13 protein-coding genes and 2 pseudogenes are annotated in these 14844 nt (G+C 61.3%); all 15 read left to right on the top strand.

Annotated features, from left to right (window positions below; translation table 11 throughout):
* The first annotated feature begins 1 nt into the window (after position 1).
* The 15 genes and pseudogenes from leuD (at position 2) to accD (ending at position 14826) form a co-directional block, all read left to right on the top strand.
* Positions 2–654, top strand: a pseudogene (gene leuD / locus Q427_RS12675) (3-isopropylmalate dehydratase small subunit).
* 119 nt (positions 655–773) lie between these two features.
* Positions 774–1854, top strand: a pseudogene (gene leuB, locus Q427_RS12680) (3-isopropylmalate dehydrogenase).
* A gap of 156 nt (positions 1855–2010) precedes the next feature.
* A complete protein-coding gene (asd, locus tag Q427_RS12685; protein ID WP_043514366.1) occupies positions 2011–3123 on the top strand; it encodes an aspartate-semialdehyde dehydrogenase in 1113 nt (370 codons plus the stop codon).
* Between the two features lie 228 nt (positions 3124–3351).
* Positions 3352–3942 (top strand): type IV pilus assembly protein FimV, encoded by a 591-nt coding sequence (locus Q427_RS32250; protein ID WP_051496337.1) that lies wholly within the window; start codon positions 3352–3354, stop codon positions 3940–3942.
* A 10-nt stretch (positions 3943–3952) separates the two neighbouring features.
* Positions 3953–4111 carry a hypothetical protein gene (locus Q427_RS32255; RefSeq protein ID WP_231613672.1) on the top strand — a complete coding sequence of 53 codons (159 nt, stop codon included), beginning with the start codon at positions 3953–3955 and terminating at the stop codon, positions 4109–4111.
* Positions 4108–4716 (top strand): hypothetical protein, encoded by a 609-nt coding sequence (locus tag Q427_RS12695; protein ID WP_043514369.1) that lies wholly within the window; start codon positions 4108–4110, stop codon positions 4714–4716. The genes Q427_RS32255 and Q427_RS12695 overlap by 4 nt, the downstream gene beginning before the upstream one ends.
* 43 nt (positions 4717–4759) lie before the next feature.
* Positions 4760–6019 carry a type IV pilus assembly protein FimV gene (locus tag Q427_RS12700; RefSeq protein ID WP_043514371.1) on the top strand — a complete coding sequence of 420 codons (1260 nt, stop codon included), beginning with the start codon at positions 4760–4762 and terminating at the stop codon, positions 6017–6019.
* Positions 6020–6026: 7 nt separating this feature from the next.
* The gene (gene truA / locus Q427_RS12705) at positions 6027–6971 is read left to right on the top strand and encodes a tRNA pseudouridine(38-40) synthase TruA (protein ID WP_043514373.1); all 945 of its coding nucleotides are present in this window, start codon (positions 6027–6029) and stop codon (positions 6969–6971) included.
* A 637-nt stretch (positions 6972–7608) separates the two neighbouring features.
* Positions 7609–9516, top strand: a complete 1908-nt coding sequence (locus Q427_RS30105) for an asparagine synthase-related protein (RefSeq protein ID WP_197030624.1) — start codon at positions 7609–7611, stop codon at positions 9514–9516.
* Between the two features lie 20 nt (positions 9517–9536).
* Positions 9537–10412 (top strand): hypothetical protein, encoded by an 876-nt coding sequence (locus Q427_RS32260; RefSeq protein ID WP_197030625.1) that lies wholly within the window; start codon positions 9537–9539, stop codon positions 10410–10412.
* 140 nt (positions 10413–10552) lie between these two features.
* On the top strand, positions 10553–10762 hold the full coding sequence (locus Q427_RS32265) for a PqqD family protein (RefSeq protein ID WP_269321235.1): 210 nt from the start codon (positions 10553–10555) through the stop codon (positions 10760–10762).
* Positions 10763–10950: 188 nt separating this feature from the next.
* On the top strand, positions 10951–11616 hold the full coding sequence (locus Q427_RS12725) for a phosphoribosylanthranilate isomerase (protein ID WP_051496338.1): 666 nt from the start codon (positions 10951–10953) through the stop codon (positions 11614–11616).
* 72 nt (positions 11617–11688) lie between these two features.
* The gene (gene trpB, locus Q427_RS12730) at positions 11689–12903 is read left to right on the top strand and encodes a tryptophan synthase subunit beta (RefSeq protein WP_155833558.1); all 1215 of its coding nucleotides are present in this window, start codon (positions 11689–11691) and stop codon (positions 12901–12903) included.
* Positions 12904–12912: 9 nt separating this feature from the next.
* The gene (gene trpA, locus Q427_RS12735; protein WP_043514383.1) at positions 12913–13728 is read left to right on the top strand and encodes a tryptophan synthase subunit alpha; all 816 of its coding nucleotides are present in this window, start codon (positions 12913–12915) and stop codon (positions 13726–13728) included.
* Between the two features lie 66 nt (positions 13729–13794).
* Entirely contained in the window at positions 13795–14826 is a 1032-nt protein-coding gene (accD, locus tag Q427_RS12740; RefSeq protein WP_043514384.1) for an acetyl-CoA carboxylase, carboxyltransferase subunit beta, read from the top strand.
* Positions 14827–14844: the final 18 nt, after the last annotated feature.

The raw sequence follows: 14844 nt of genomic DNA on the forward strand, positions 1-14844 counted from the left end.
CATGAACAAGTTCGAACGCACCGAGGGACTCGTCGCACCGCTGGACCGGGCCAACGTCGACACCGACCTGATCATTCCCAAGCAGTTCCTCAAGTCGATCAAGCGTACCGGCTTCGGCGTCAACCTGTTCGACGAGCTGCGCTATCTCGACGAGGGGCAGCCCGGCCAGGACTGCTCGCAGCGCCCGCTCAACCCCGATTTCGTGCTCAACCAGTCACGCTATCAGGCGCAAGCGTCTTGCTGACGCGGCGCAACTTCGGCTGCGGCAGCTCCCGCGAGCACGCTCCCTGGGCCCTGGAAGACTTCGGGTTCCGCGTGGTGATCGCGCCGAGCTTCGCCGACATCTTCTACAACAACGCCTTCAAGAACGGCCTGCTGCTTGTCACGCTGCCGGAGGAGACGATCGACCGCCTCTTCGCCGAGGTGGAAGCCAGCGAAGGCTATCGCCTCGACGTGGATCTCGAGAACCAGCGGGTGATCACTCCCTCCGGCGAGATCCTCGAGTTCGAGGTCGATGACTTCCGCAAGCACTGCCTGCTCGAGGGGCTCGACGATATCGGCCTCACTTTGAAGGACGAGGATGCCATTCGCGCCTTCGAGCAGCGCCATCGCGCCGAGCGGCCGTGGCTGTTCCGCGATAGCGCTCAGGTCTGACTCTTTCATGCTGCATCCGCTGGAGGCACGGGGTTGATCCGGCGGCAGCAAAAGACCTCCTCTCCGGCCTGCCCCCGGCGTCCCGCTTGCGACGGCGGTAGTCAACCAAGGAAACAATGATGACACGCAAGATTCTGGTACTGCCGGGCGACGGCATCGGCCCCGAGATCACCGCCCAGGCCAGCCGCATTCTGGCGGCCTGTCAGGCCCGGGGGCCTCGACGTCGAGGTGGAAGAAGGTCTGGTTGGCGGCGCCGCCTATGACGAGCACGGCGAGCCCTTGCCCGCAGTGACCCTGGACAAGGCCAGGGCCGCCAGGGCGATCCTGCTGGGTGCCGTGGGTGGCCCCAAGTGGGACAAGCTCGAGGACCTCTCCAAGCGCCCCGAGAAGGGCCTGCTCGGTCTGCGCAAGAACCTCGGCCTGTTCGGCAACCTGCGCCCGGCCATCACCTACCCGCAGCTGGCCTCCGCCTCCAGCCTCAAGCCCGAGCTGGTGGCGGGCCTCGACATCATGATCGTGCGAGAACTGACCGGCGGCATCTACTTCGGCCAGCCCCGCGGCATCGAGGTTCGCAATGGCGAGCGGGTCGGCTTCAATACCTATATCTATTCCGAGAGCGAGATCGAGCGCATCGGTCGGGTCGCCTTCGAAATGGCGCAGAAGCGCGGCAAGCGCCTGTGCAGTGTCGACAAGGCCAATGTGCTCGAGGTCACCATCCTCTGGCGCGAGGTGATGGAGCGCCTGGCGCCGGAGTATCCCGACGTCGAGCTCTCGCACATGTACGTCGACAACGCCGCCATGCAGCTGGTGCGGGCGCCCAAGCAGTTCGACGTGATGGTCACCGGCAACATGTTCGGCGACATCCTCTCCGATGCCGCGGCGATGCTGACCGGCTCCATCGGCATGCTGCCCTCGGCTTCGCTCAACGAGAGCGGCCAGGGCATGTACGAGCCCTGTCACGGCAGTGCACCGGACATCGCCGGCCAGAACGTGGCCAATCCGCTGGCGACCATCCTCTCGGTGGCCATGATGCTGCGCTACTCGCTGGACGAGCCGGTGCTGGCCGAACGTATCGAGTCGGCTGTGGGCAAGGTGCTGGACGACGGCCTGAGAACCGCTGATATTGCCTCCGAGGGCATGCGTACCGTTTCTACCAGTGAAATGGGCGATGCGGTGCTGGCGGCCTTTGACGCAATTTGATACTGAATGCCGTGGAACTGCCCGCTATCTTGATTAGAGACAGCCTGCTTTCAGGCAAGCGTCTACCCGGCTCGCCTGTCTTGTTGTCGGGGCGGGTAAAATCGCCGGCCTGAAATCTGTATAATGTCCGGTTCATACTTTTCTGGAGGACTTCACATGTTGAAAGTCGGTTTCGTCGGTTGGCGTGGCATGGTGGGCTCGGTACTCATGCAGCGCATGCAGGAGGATGGAGATTTCGATGGCATCGAGCCGATCTTCTTCACCACCTCCCAGGTCGGCAAGCCCGGCCCTGACATCGGCGTGGACGTTCCTCCGCTCAAGGATGCCACCGACATCGAGGAGCTGAAGGCGCTGGATGTCGTGATCACCTGCCAGGGTGGCGACTACACCAAGCAGGTCTATGGCGATCTGCGCGGGGGCGGCTGGAAGGGCTATTGGATCGATGCCGCCAGCACCCTGCGCATGGAGGACGAGGCGACCATCATCCTGGATCCGGTCAACCGCAAGGTGATCGATGATCAGCTATCCCGCGGTGCCAGGACCTTCGTCGGCGGCAACTGTACCGTCAGCCTGATGCTGATGAGCCTGGGCGGCCTGTTCGAGGCCGACCTGATCGAGTGGATGACCTCCATGACCTATCAGGCCGCTTCCGGCTCCGGTGCCAAGCACATGCGCGAGTTGCTCCTGCAGATGGGTGCGCTGCGCGACAGCGTGGCCGATGAGCTGAACGATCCGTCCAGTGCCATCCTGGATATCGACCGCAAGGTCACGGCAGCCATGCGCAACGGTGATTTCCCCACCGATAACTTCACTGCCCCCCTGGCCGGCAGCCTGTTGCCGTGGATCGACGTCAAGCGCGACAACGGCCAGAGCAAGGAGGAGTGGAAGGGCACCGTGGAGACCAACAAGATCCTCGGCCTTCAGGACAACCCGATCCCCATCGATGGTCTCTGCGTGCGTATCGGTGCCATGCGCTCCCATAGCCAGGCTTTCACCATCAAGTTGAAGAAAGATGTGCCGATAGATGAGATTGAGGATCGCCTGGCCAGACACAACGACTGGGTCAAGGTGATCCCCAACGACAAGGAAGCCACCATCGCCGGGCTGACGCCGGCGGCTGTCACCGGCACCTTGACCGTTCCGGTGGGCCGCCTGCGCAAGATGCAGATGGGGGGGGAGTACCTCTCCGCCTTCACTGCCGGCGATCAGCTACTGTGGGGAGCTGCCGAACCACTCAAGCGCATGTTGAAGATTCTGCGCGAACAGTGATCCAGCGCTTGGAATAGCGATGGCGGGGCGCTTCTTTAGGGAGGCGCCCCGTTTTCGTTTGGCTGGATGACCGTGGCGGAAACTGGGCGCAAGAGCGGGCACGAATGCGCTCGGTCAGACAAAGACTGAAGAGAATGTGATACAAATTTCGTACTGGCTTGGTCATTGCCCGGGAAAACATCAAACGAACCGCTGCATGTCGGTGACGACGGCAACGCAAGGGAACCTATGAGACGCAAGCTGACAATTGCCATGCTGCTATCGCTGTCGGCCTCAAGCCTTCAGGCGCTGGCACTTGGGGTCGGGGAGGCCGCGGTGAACTCTCCGCTCAATGCGCCATTGCGTGCCACCATTCCGTTGACCGACACTTCCGGGCTGGAACCGGAGCTGTTGAGGGTGTCGGTGGCCGAACCCCGTGAGTTCGAAGCCGCCGGGCTGACCCGCTCGCCGTTGGCCGCCAGCGTGCGGGCTGCCGTGCAGGTGCGCGAAGGGCAACTGGTGGTGGATCTCATTACTGAGCGTGCCGTGCGCGAACCCTGGCTGGACTTGATGCTGAGCTTCGAGTGGCCAGGAGGGAGGCAGTTGCGTGAGGTCACCCTGCTGCTTGACCCGCCGGATTACGACCAGTTGCCAGTACTGGTCGGGCTATCGCCCGCGCCACCGGCCGCCACGACTGCGCGCTCCGCCACTGACCCCGTTCGGGAGGCGGCCGTCCCGGGCCTCCCTGGCTCAGTCGCGAGACGTGCAGTCCGGCGATCCGGCCTGGGTGAGCAGTGGCGATACGCTCTGGGCCGTCGCCGGCCGGCTGCGGCCCGATAGCGGTATCAGCATGGACCAGATGATGGTGGCGCTGGTCGAGGCCAATCCGGATATCTTCCCCTCCGGCAACATCAACGCCATGCGGGCGGGGCATGCCCTGATCGTGCCATCCGTGACGCCATCGCGGCCCGCTCTTCCCAGCAGGCCGGCGATGTGGTGCAGGCCATGAACCAGGCATGGGCCAGTCGCGGCAGCGGTGCTCCTGCAAGGGTACCCTTGGGAACGTCCGAGGTTGCCATTGCCGAAGCCGTATCTACCGAGTCAGCCGAGCTTGCCGACACCGGAGACGAGACCGAGTCTCCTGCCGAGGGCGCAGGGCTTTCCAGTGACGTGGCGGCGGCTGTTGGAGAGACCGCAGAGCCTCGCCTGACCCTGCTCAGCGATGCTGACCTGGCTGCCGAGGCCGCAGCGAGCCAGGTGGCATCTGCCGACGACGAAGCTGGCGGCGAGGCTGCCGGTACCCTTACCCAGGACGAGGCCGTCCAGGCTGGTGTCGAGTCGAGGATCGACCCCGAGGTATTGGCATGGCTCGATGCCGATGCGCTCATTCCCCAGGATGAAGCGCAACGCCTGGCCAGCCTGGAGCGTCGCTGGCTGGAGAGTCAGAGTGCCTCGTGGCGGTTCAGGCAGAACGTGATGCATTGCAGCTGGAGCTGGGTGACCTGCGCAGCGAGGTCGATGCAATGCGTGACCAGTTGGCCGCCCTGGTCGCCGGCGGTCAGGGCGTGGACGGCCCCGGCGGGGGTGGCATGGTGCCTCCGGGCGGGGAGGTGATCGAGTCGGATACACCTGGTGGGGGGCGGTCTACCAGGACGGGATGGACCGCCAGCTGATGCTGGGTGGGGCGGGTCTGGCAGCCCTGCTTGGCCTATGGTTGCTGATTCGCCGTCGTCGCTATCGCGAAACGGCAGCGACACAGAGCTTTGCCAGCATGCCAAGCGTGACCTATGGAGCGCCGGCTGAGCCCATGGGCGCGCCGTCGACGGCCTCTTTCACGACGCCACCGAGCGTGGCGGGTATGTCCGTCGCCAGTGCCGAGTCGACTGTCCACAGGCCGGCACCGATGCCGCAAGCCGAGGCGATCAGCGAGGCGGACATCTTCATGGCCTATGGCCGCTACGACCAGGCCAGGGAGAGCCTCCTGGCTGGGCTTGACCGTGAGCCCGAGCGGGATGACCTGCGGCTGAAGCTACTCACGGTGCATGTGGAGCAGGGGGACTGGACATCGGCGGAACGCGAGGCCGAGCGTCTTGCCGAGGGGGACGATCCCGCCTTGGTGGCAGAAGCCAGTCGACTCATGGCTGCTCATCGTGCGGCGGCGTCCGACGACGACAAGGGCCGGGACAAGGCACCAGCCGCATTTGCGGCCGCCGGAGAGTTGCCACCACAGACGTTCGATTCACTGCTCGACCCGCAGGGCGACGAAGCCGGGGAGCGCGGTGATGTCGAAGAGTGCGGCGAGGTCGATGAAAGCGGGAACATCGAGACGCAGGCGCCGCTTTTCGAAACTGTGGTGCCTTCGGATGGCGAGGACAGGGAGGCACAGGTCGGTGAGCCTGAGCCGGCTCCTCCATCAAATAGGGCAGATAAGAAGGCGACCGACATGCCTTCAGCCGACAGTGGCCATGCCGGTGCAAGCTCAACGATTGCGTGGGACATGATCGACTACCAGCCACCCATCCTCGACCCTGAGCCGGGGCGTCGCGAGGAAACGCCGATGCAGCCCAGCATCGATTTTCCCACCACCGGGTCAGGCATAGGTAAGGAGACCGAAGCACCCGCCGACGGTGCGCGGGAAGAGGCTGCACCTCTGGGCGCGGTGCCCCTGGGCGAGTCGCCAAGGATGGAAGAGGAAGAGTGGGAAGTGGAGGAGGTGGCCTTTCCGCCGCTGGACCGGGATAATGAGGGTGCTAGCGATACCTTGGCCGGGTTCGACGAGCTGGATGAGGCACGGCGACTGCTTAACGTCGGCGCAACGGAGCGGGCCTACGCCTTGCTTCAGCGCCTGCGGGATAGCGCCGACGACCCCAGGCTTCAGGCCCAGGCCAAGGAACTGATCACCCACTATCGACTCTGATGGCTGAATGACCCTCTTTCGACGTCTCGATGAACGCAACCCCCTCAGCGGTCGCCTGGCCCTGGGGGTGGAATACGATGGTAGCGCCTACTGCGGCTGGCAGCGCCTGAAGAACGCTCCTTCGGTGCAGGCCGAACTGGAGAGGGCGCTGGCGAAGGTCGCCAGCCAGCCGATCAAGGTGCACTCCAGCGGGCGTACCGACTCCGGCGTACATGCCACCCGCCAGATCGTCCACTTCGACCCCCCCGTGCCGCGTTCGCAGAAGGCGTGGGTATTCGGCGTGAACGCCAACCTGCCGCGGGACATTGCCGTGCGATGGGTGCACGAAGTCCCGGATGACTTCCATGCGCGCTTCAAGGCACTGGCCCGGCGGTACCGCTACATCATCCTCAACCAGCCGAGTCGGCCGGTACTCGAGAGAGCCAATGTCACCTGGTGCCGCGACCCGCTGGACGCCGAGGCGATGCATCGCGCGGCTCAAACATTGGTGGGCGAGCATGATTTCTCCAGCTTCCGGGCGGCAGGCTGTCAGTCCAGGACGCCCTGGCGCAAGGTGCATTTCATCGAAGTACACCGACATGGACCCTTTGTGGTGGTCGACATCCAGGGCAATGCCTTTCTCCATCACATGATCCGCAATATCGCCGGCGCCCTTGTCACCGTGGGGCGCGGCGAGCGTGGCGACGATTACCTGGCTGAGTTGTTGGCGCTGAAGGACCGAACCCTGGGGGATGTCACGGCCCCGGCCTGTGGCTTGCACTTCGTCGATTCACTCTATGACGAGGTCTGGGGGCTGCCCCGGGAGCCGCTCGGGCCCAACCTGCTGGCGTTTCTCGGCGAATGGACCGGTGAGCGGGAGCTGCCCGACTGCCCCATGATCCAGTTCCGACGCGCTCGGCCGGCGGCGAAGCAGGTAGATGTAAAGAGCGAAGGAATAGTCGGGCTAGATTGACTGTATGGCCAATCTGCAGCATATGGAGCTCGTTCGAAGGGGGCGGGCATGCGGTGCCGGCCCCGGTCAAGGGCATGAAATTTCTGGTGTAAAGACTGAGCCATATCAATAGTATGAAAAAAAGCAAGCGATGAACCGCACTTCTGGCTGATATCGCGAAGCGGGGAATGGCTGTATTCCTGTTACATGGAATAGCTGTAATGGTAGCAACGGAAGCGTTGGGTCTTCTCAATTCGGTGATGGGTGCAGGAGTGAAAGCAATGGATAATCAATCAAAGTTTCAGGCGACCGAGAAGTCTCCTCGTGGCGAGTACACTGCACACAGCTCAAGCGCTGGGGGGAGGTGGCGGATCTGACTCAGCAGGGGCGGTCGGGAGGCCCTGGTGATGGAATGTTTGCAGCTCCTTATGGGAGTGTGACACACACGCCGCACGGCTGAAATCAACAAGTCTCGAGGAAAAGTATAGATTTTTGAGTTCTTTTTCATGGCTCCTTGATGAGCGCTCATCTTGACGAGCGCTCTTATTTGTAAGTTGTGGTCAGTGCCTCTTTATTCGGGGAGCGTATTCTTTTGAGCGGAATGTGCGGGATTATTCGCTTTGACAACTCCCCTGTTGATAGGCGAGAGCTTGAGAGAATGGTGGCTGCTGCTGCCTATCGTGGGCCGGACGGTATTTCTTTTCATCTATATGATTCCATAGGGTTTGCTTGTCTATCCCTTGATGTGACGGCAGATGGTAGTGGTGCATGTCGGCCTGTCGTTTCAAAGTCCCGTCAGTCAGTATTCATAGCCGATGCGCGGTTGGACAATCGAGAGCAGTGCTTGCATGCCTGTCCGCCTGCGGGGTGGCTAGAGCGTGGGCAGGCTGAGACCAGTGGCTCTCAGAGCCAGGCTTCGCATACTGATGCCGAATTGATGCTCGGTGTTCTGCTTGATCATGGCGATGGAGGAGTCGGTCGACTCGTCGGTGATTTTGCCTATGCGCTTTGGAGCTCGAGTCGTCGGGAGCTGCGCCTGGCACGCGACCCGATGGGCATGCGTTCACTATACTATCGAGTCGAGCCCAGGCGTGTGCTGTTTGCGACTGAGATTAGCCAGCTATTGGCTGCTGAGGGAGTGGGTCGTCGTTTGAATGAACAGGCGGTGGCGTGGCATCTCGCTGGAATGCAGGTACCAGCGGGGAGTGTTTTTTTCGAGGGCGTAGAGGAAGTCAAGCCTGGCGAAGAGGTTATGGTCGATTGTGAAGGCAGGGTGAGAAAGCGAATATATTGGCAGCCTGATCCTGCCAATAAAATTCGCTATAAGGATGATCGTGACTATGCGCTGCACCTTCGTGATTTGTTGATTGCTGCGACGAGTAGTCGGCTGCGATCGCGACTGCCGGTTGGTATTAGCCTGAGTGGTGGGATGGATTCTGGAACAGTGGCGTCGGTCGGTGGTTGGCTGCGCGAGAGGAAGAGTGATATCCCGGAGATGCTCGCCTATAATTGGGCATTTCACGATGTCCCTGAGTGTGATGAGCGTCATTTGTCTGACTTGATTGCTAGGCGTTATGCCATTCCTTGCCAAGATATTGCTGATAGAGAGACTTATCCTCTTGGTGGAGGCGCGGGTGTCAAGTCTCATGTCGATACCCCTTTTACATTAATTTATCAGGAGTTTGTAAATCATGTGATGATGGCGGCCAAGGCTGGCGGGTCTGGAACCATACTGTTTGGATCCCGTGGTGATGTCTTGATCGGCGGCGAGGTATTCGATTTTAATGGAATCCTGCGAGCGGGGAAGTTTCGGCTTATGGGTAGGGAGCTTGCTTGCATGGCGCAAGCGCGTGGTATTGAGAGACGAAGTGATTTTTTCAAGTTTTCATTGCGTAAGTTGATGGTGAGTTGTTTTTCCGAAGAGTCTGTGGCGGCAGCTCATAATAGTTATCGTAATTTTGTCTCGGCTGGAAAAATGACTGCGGGAGAAACTCGGAGGGGACCAATTGCCAACGCTGCTCGGCATGTGAAGCTCGATTTCTTGAAAAATGCCGGCCTGCCTGATAAAGACCCTGTATTTCTGGCCGCAGAGGCCTATCCGGATCGGGCTGTGCGTGACCGATATTCCCATATTTTCTCTTCAATTGCTATGCGAGTCATGCAGTCTGCTGAAAGAGGGGCCGCTGAACATCGCATGTATTTTGCTGATGTGTGGAGTGACCGGAGGATTGTTGAGTTCGTGCTGGCTTGTCCTCAATATGTCATTCATCGGATGAGTCAACCAAAGCGTCTGGTGCGGATGGCAATGGAGGGGATCATGCCAGATGAAGTGATCAGAGGGGCTCGCAAGGTATCCCCTGAAGAGCTGTATTATAAAGCGCTGCGTAATGGTTCTCGTGATGTTGTCATGAGCCTCATGACCAATAGTCGTTGCGCCGATATGGGGTATGTGGAAGATGATGTGTTCAAGGAGAGATTCCAGTCTTTCTTGAAAGGTGAGCGGCCTTGTGACGATATATGGCCGACGCTGACCCTGGAGATGTGGTTACGAAAGCACTGGTCATGATTGGCTCTTGGGGAATAGCTATGCAGTCGGATATTGATGCTCTTGTTTTGTTATCAGGGAACCGGCAGGCCAAGCAGTTCGTCGAGTTCACCGGCTTGGCAGATACGGCTTCCGCAGTCAATAGCTTGGCAGAGGCGATCATGGCGAATCCGTGTTGGGATGCATTGTCGAACCCTTGTCTTGTTGCTCGAGTCGATCCAGACCTCATCTTGGGCGTTTTTGGTAACTTCTCTTCCTCTGATCGGAATAGACTCGTTTTGTTGTCGAATCAAGTTACTGCAGTGCTGAGGGCGCACCGCTATTTTAGTTACCATTCGGCAGAGAAAGTGGCGCAACGGCTTGCAGATTTGCTTGTGGAGCGTTATGGGGCCGAGGCCATTTCAAGATTTCACTTCACCGCCATTCCCAGAGGTGGTCTCATCGTTCTTGGGATGCTTTCCTACTTGCTTGGTTTGCGCCCGAATCAGGTTGAGGTGTCGCATAAGATTACTATGCCGAAAAACGGAACGCTGGTGATTGTCGATGACTGTGCCTTGACAGGTGTGAGGTTCCAGCAATTCCTGAGACGCGTTGATGCTGATCATATTATATTTTGTCCTATGATGGCGGTTCCTGAATTGCGCTTCGCGATTGAGCGTCATGAGCCAGGGTGGATGTGGTCATTATCGCCGAAGAGCTTAGAGATACAGGCGTTGATAGCATGGGCGAATATTATGACCAGTGGTGCGAGAAATATCGGAAGCTATCAGGTGATAATGGCTATCGCGTCGGGTTCACCGAGCCTGTTGCCTTCTCCTGGTGTGAGCCGCAGACGCGATATTGGGATCCAGTATCCGAGCGGTTCGAGGCAAGCTGGAATCTCTGGCCGCCCAATTTATGTCTTAGTCGACGCGTGACAGCGAAAAAGCTACAACATAAACGTGCAGCGTCCGGAATTCCAGACAGCTTCACGCTGCTTGCCGAGGGACCTGGCCCCTTACGAGCCGGCGATCGTGTGCTCTGGGCCGAGATGGATACGGCCATTGCTGTAGCGCGGATGTCTGTGGAACCAGCTGACACGGCCCTCTGTTTTCGCCTGGAAGGAGTGGCTGCCGATATGTGGCGCTGTGTGCTCGAGCATGGCACTCTGGAGGGTGCGGTGGCTGCGCTGCTCGAGTATTACGAGGTCGATCCGGCAACCCTGCGTCTGGACCTTGCTGCCTTCGTTGCCGAGCTTGAGAATAATGGGCTCTTGATATACCGCTAGTTTATCCGGCATCCCTGGCGAAGCAGTCGTGAAGTGTCCCCTTCTGAGCGACACAGGCTATGATGCAGCCATCAGGAATCTGCAGCGAACTGAGGGCGTCAGTCATGGACTCGGTCGGCGAGCCACGGTAAGTTTCACGCCATTTGGCGGTTTTGAACGCGGCGGTTAGGGTTTCACTGAGGTATGGCATGAGTTTGTCTGACCAAACTGCGGGCCTGTTTTTACTGGCCCGCACCCGCATCAAGTTCTGCGGCCTGACTCGCCCCGAGGATATCGACGCCGCCGTGGCGGCAGGCGCGGATGCGCTGGGATTCGTCCTCTGGCCCGGCAGCAGCCGCCACGTCGATGAGTCGCGCCTGGCGGCGCTCGTCGAACGAGTGCCCGCCTTCGTCACCCGCGTCGGGCTCTTCGTCGATCAGTCGCCGGAACTGATCATGCGAGTCAGCCGATATCTGGACCTGCTGCAGTTCCACGGCGATGAGAATCCGGCCGATTGTGCCGGCTTCGAACGCCCCTGGATCAAGGCACTGCGCATGCGTGATGGTCTCGACCTGCATGCCGCTGCGGCCGACTATCGGGGTGCCCAGGCGCTGTTGCTGGATGCCTATCGGCCCGGTGTGCCCGGTGGCACCGGAGAGACCTTCGACTGGTCGCGAATCCCCGCAAGCCTGGCAAAACCTGTTATTCTCGCGGGAGGTCTGACGCCGGCCAACGTGGCCCAAGCCATCACCAGAGTGCGTCCCTTTGCGGTGGATGTTTCCGGTGGCGTCGAGGCGGCACGCGGCTGCAAGGACCCCGAGCAGCTGCTGGCCTTCGCGGCGGCGGTGCATGGTGCCGATGGCCGGTGCCGCTGATTGTGCGTAGCGTCGACCGTATCTCCCTTGTATTTCCCCTGTTCCTACTGGCGACCCTGTGAGGTGTCTTTCGTGAGCAAGTTCAGTGACCTGACCCGACTGCCGGATGCCCGTGGCCATTTCGGCGCGTATGGTGGCCGGTTCGTTTCGGAGACCCTGAGCTTCGCCCTGGACGATCTGGAGAAGGCCTATCTCAGCCTTCGTGACGATCCCGAATTCCAGGCCGAAATCGACTATGATCTGGCCCATTACGTGGGCCGTCCATCACCGCTCTATCATGCCGAGCGATGGTCGAAGCAGCTTGGCGGGGCGCAGATCTGGCTCAAGCGGGAAGACCTCAACCACACCGGCGCCCACAAGGTGAACAACACCATCGGCCAGGCACTGCTGGCCAAGAAGAGCGGCAAGCCGCGGGTGATCGCCGAGACCGGCGCCGGGCAGCATGGCGTGGCCACGGCCACCGTCGCCGCTCGCCTCGGGTTGAAATGTGACGTCTACATGGGTGCCGAAGACGTGCAGCGCCAGAAGCTCAATGTCTATCGCATGCACCTGCTGGGGGCCAACGTGATTCCGGTGGACTCCGGCACCCGCACTCTGAAGGACGCCATGAACGAGGCGCTGCGCGACTGGGTGACCAACGTCGACGACACCTTCTACATCATCGGTACCGTGGCCGGCCCGCATCCCTATCCCATGCTGGTGCGTGACTTCAATGCCGTGGTCGGCCGCGAGGCGCGCCGGCAGTCTCTGGAGGAGTTCGGCCGGCTACCCGATGCGCTGATTGCCTGCGTCGGTGGCGGCTCCAACGCCATGGGCCTGTTCTACCCCTTCGTCGAGGACGATGAGGTGGTGATGTACGGCGTCGAGGCAGGCGGAGACGGCGTCGAGACCGGACGCCACGCGGCGCCGCTCGCATCCAATGCGCCCCGGGGCGTGTTGCACGGCAACCGTACCTACCTGATGTCCGACGAGGGTGGCCAGGTTTCCGATACCCACTCGATCTCGGCGGGACTGGACTATCCCGGCGTCGGCCCCGAGCATGCGCTGTGGAAGGACGCTGGGCGGGTCAACTACGTGGCAGCCAACGATAAAGAAGTGCTCGAGGCGTTTCGCGAGTTGACCCGGGTCGAGGGCATCATGCCCGCGCTGGAATCCGCCCACGCCCTGGCCTATGCCAAGGTGCTGGCGCCGACCATGCGCCCCGACCAGAACATCGTCGTCAATCTTTCCGGTCGCGGCGACAAGGACATCATGACGGTTGCCAAACTCGACGGCATTGAATTCTAAGGGGCTCAAATGAATCGTATCGACCAACGCTTCGCCGCGCTCAAGGCCGATGGCCGCCGGGCGCTGATTCCCTTTATCACCGCCGGCGACCCGGCCCCCGAGCATACCGTCGGGTTCATGCATGCCCTGGTGGAGGCGGGTGCCGACATCATCGAGCTGGGGGTGCCCTTTTCCGACCCCATGGCCGATGGCCCGGTGATCCAGAAGGCCTGCGAGCGCGCGCTCAAGCACGGCGTGCGCTTGACCCATCTGTTCGAGATGGTGCGCGAATTTCGCCAGACCGACACCGACACGCCGGTTGTCCTCATGGGCTACCTGAATCCGGTTGAACGGATCGGCCTGGATGCCTTCGCCGACCAGGCCGCCGCAGCGGGTGTCGACGGGGTGCTCACCGTCGACATGCCCCCGGAGGAAGCCGATGTGCTAGGCCCGATCCTCAAGGCGCGCGGGCTCGCATCGATCTTTCTCGTTGCCCCTACCACTTCCCCTGAGCGGGCCGCTACAATATGCGGCCATGGCGAAGGCTACCTCTACTATGTGGCCCTCAAGGGTGTCACCGGTGCCGCCACGCTCAACGCAGAGGACGTGGCCGCCCATCTGGCCCCGCTGCGCGAACTGACCGATCTTCCTCTCTGCGTTGGCTTCGGCATTCGTGACGGAGCCTCGGCGGCGGAGGTCGGCAAGGTGGCCGACGGCGTGATCGTCGGCAGTGCACTGGTCAGCCGTATCGCCGCCAATGCCGAGAATCCTAGCGTCATTGCCGGTGAGCTCAAGGCGGTATTGAGTGAGATGCGTACGGCGCTGGATGCCCTGAGCGAGCGCTGACATCGCCAACCGATTCGATACACGACGCCCGGCCACGCCGGGCGCGACAGCATACGGAAGCCTTTCATGAGCTGGCTTGACAAGATTGTCCCTTCCATGGGGCGTATACAGCGCAAGGATCGACGGGCCAGTGTGCCCGATGGCCTCTGGCGCAAGTGCCCCAAATGCGAAGCGGTGCTCTACCTGCCTGAGCTGGATAAGCACCACAACGTCTGCCCCAAATGCAATCATCATTTGCGGCTGACCGCGCGCAAGCGCATCGACTGGTTTCTCGACAAGGATGGGCGCGAGGAGATATCCGCCGATCTCGAGCCCACGGACCGACTCAAGTTCCGCGACTCCAAGAAGTACAAGGATCGCCTCAGCGCCGCTCAGAAGGAGACCGGCGAGAAGGACGCACTGGTCGCCATGCGCGGTAGCCTCGATGGGCTGCCGGTGGTCGTGGTGGCCTTCGAGTTCACCTTCATGGGTGGCTCCATGGGCGCCGTGGTGGGGGAGAAGTTCGTGCGTGCCGCCACCCTGGCACTGGAGGAGCGCATACCGCTGATCTGCTTCTCCGCTTCGGGTGGGGCACGCATGCAGGAGGCGTTGTTCTCGCTCATGCAGATGGCCAAGACCTCGGCCGCGCTGGAAAGGCTGCGCGAGGCAGGCGTCCCTTATATCTCGGTCCTCACGGACCCGGTGTTCGGTGGTGTCTCCGCCTCCCTGGCCATGCTCGGCGACCTCAATGTAGCCGAGCCCAACGCCCTGATCGGCTTCGCCGGCCCGCGGGTCATCGAACAGACCGTCCGCGAGAAACTGCCCGAAGGCTTCCAGCGCAGCGAATTCCTGCTGGAGCACGGTACCGTGGACATGATCGTATCGCGGGGCGACATGCGAAACAGGCTGGGTGGGGTGCTGCGCAAGCTGACCCATCAGCCTGCCAGCGGTCTCGACGATGAGTTGCTGGCGGAGCCGGACCTGGTCGATATGGCCGAACAGGTAGAAGGAGTGGAGCTCGAGCAGCTCGGCGCCTCCGAGCCGGCCGACGACCGAGACGCGACTTCGGAGCCGGTTGATTCCGACAACGAAGCCGACCGTTCCGAGTCGCCGCGTTGACCCGGTCGTGACGCGACC

Source organism: Halomonas sp. BC04, assembly GCF_000568385.1.

Excerpts from the sequence above, each read along its gene's own strand:
- Q427_RS12725 (WP_051496338.1), top strand. The coding sequence starts at position 10,951 with ATGAGTTTGTCTGACCAAACTGCGGGCCTGTTTTTACTGGCCCGCACC.
- asd (WP_043514366.1), top strand. The coding sequence starts at position 2,011 with ATGTTGAAAGTCGGTTTCGTCGGTTGGCGTGGCATGGTGGGCTCGGTA.
- truA (WP_043514373.1), top strand. The coding sequence starts at position 6,027 with ATGACCCTCTTTCGACGTCTCGATGAACGCAACCCCCTCAGCGGTCGC.
- trpA (WP_043514383.1), top strand. The coding sequence starts at position 12,913 with ATGAATCGTATCGACCAACGCTTCGCCGCGCTCAAGGCCGATGGCCGC.
- accD (WP_043514384.1), top strand. The coding sequence starts at position 13,795 with ATGAGCTGGCTTGACAAGATTGTCCCTTCCATGGGGCGTATACAGCGC.
- Q427_RS32250 (WP_051496337.1), top strand. The coding sequence starts at position 3,352 with ATGAGACGCAAGCTGACAATTGCCATGCTGCTATCGCTGTCGGCCTCA.
- Q427_RS32260 (WP_197030625.1), top strand. The coding sequence starts at position 9,537 with ATGCAGTCGGATATTGATGCTCTTGTTTTGTTATCAGGGAACCGGCAG.
- Q427_RS30105 (WP_197030624.1), top strand. The coding sequence starts at position 7,609 with ATGGTGGCTGCTGCTGCCTATCGTGGGCCGGACGGTATTTCTTTTCAT.
- Q427_RS12700 (WP_043514371.1), top strand. The coding sequence starts at position 4,760 with ATGGACCGCCAGCTGATGCTGGGTGGGGCGGGTCTGGCAGCCCTGCTT.
- Q427_RS32255 (WP_231613672.1), top strand. The coding sequence starts at position 3,953 with ATGGACCAGATGATGGTGGCGCTGGTCGAGGCCAATCCGGATATCTTC.
- Q427_RS12695 (WP_043514369.1), top strand. The coding sequence starts at position 4,108 with ATGAACCAGGCATGGGCCAGTCGCGGCAGCGGTGCTCCTGCAAGGGTA.
- Q427_RS32265 (WP_269321235.1), top strand. The coding sequence starts at position 10,553 with ATGTCTGTGGAACCAGCTGACACGGCCCTCTGTTTTCGCCTGGAAGGA.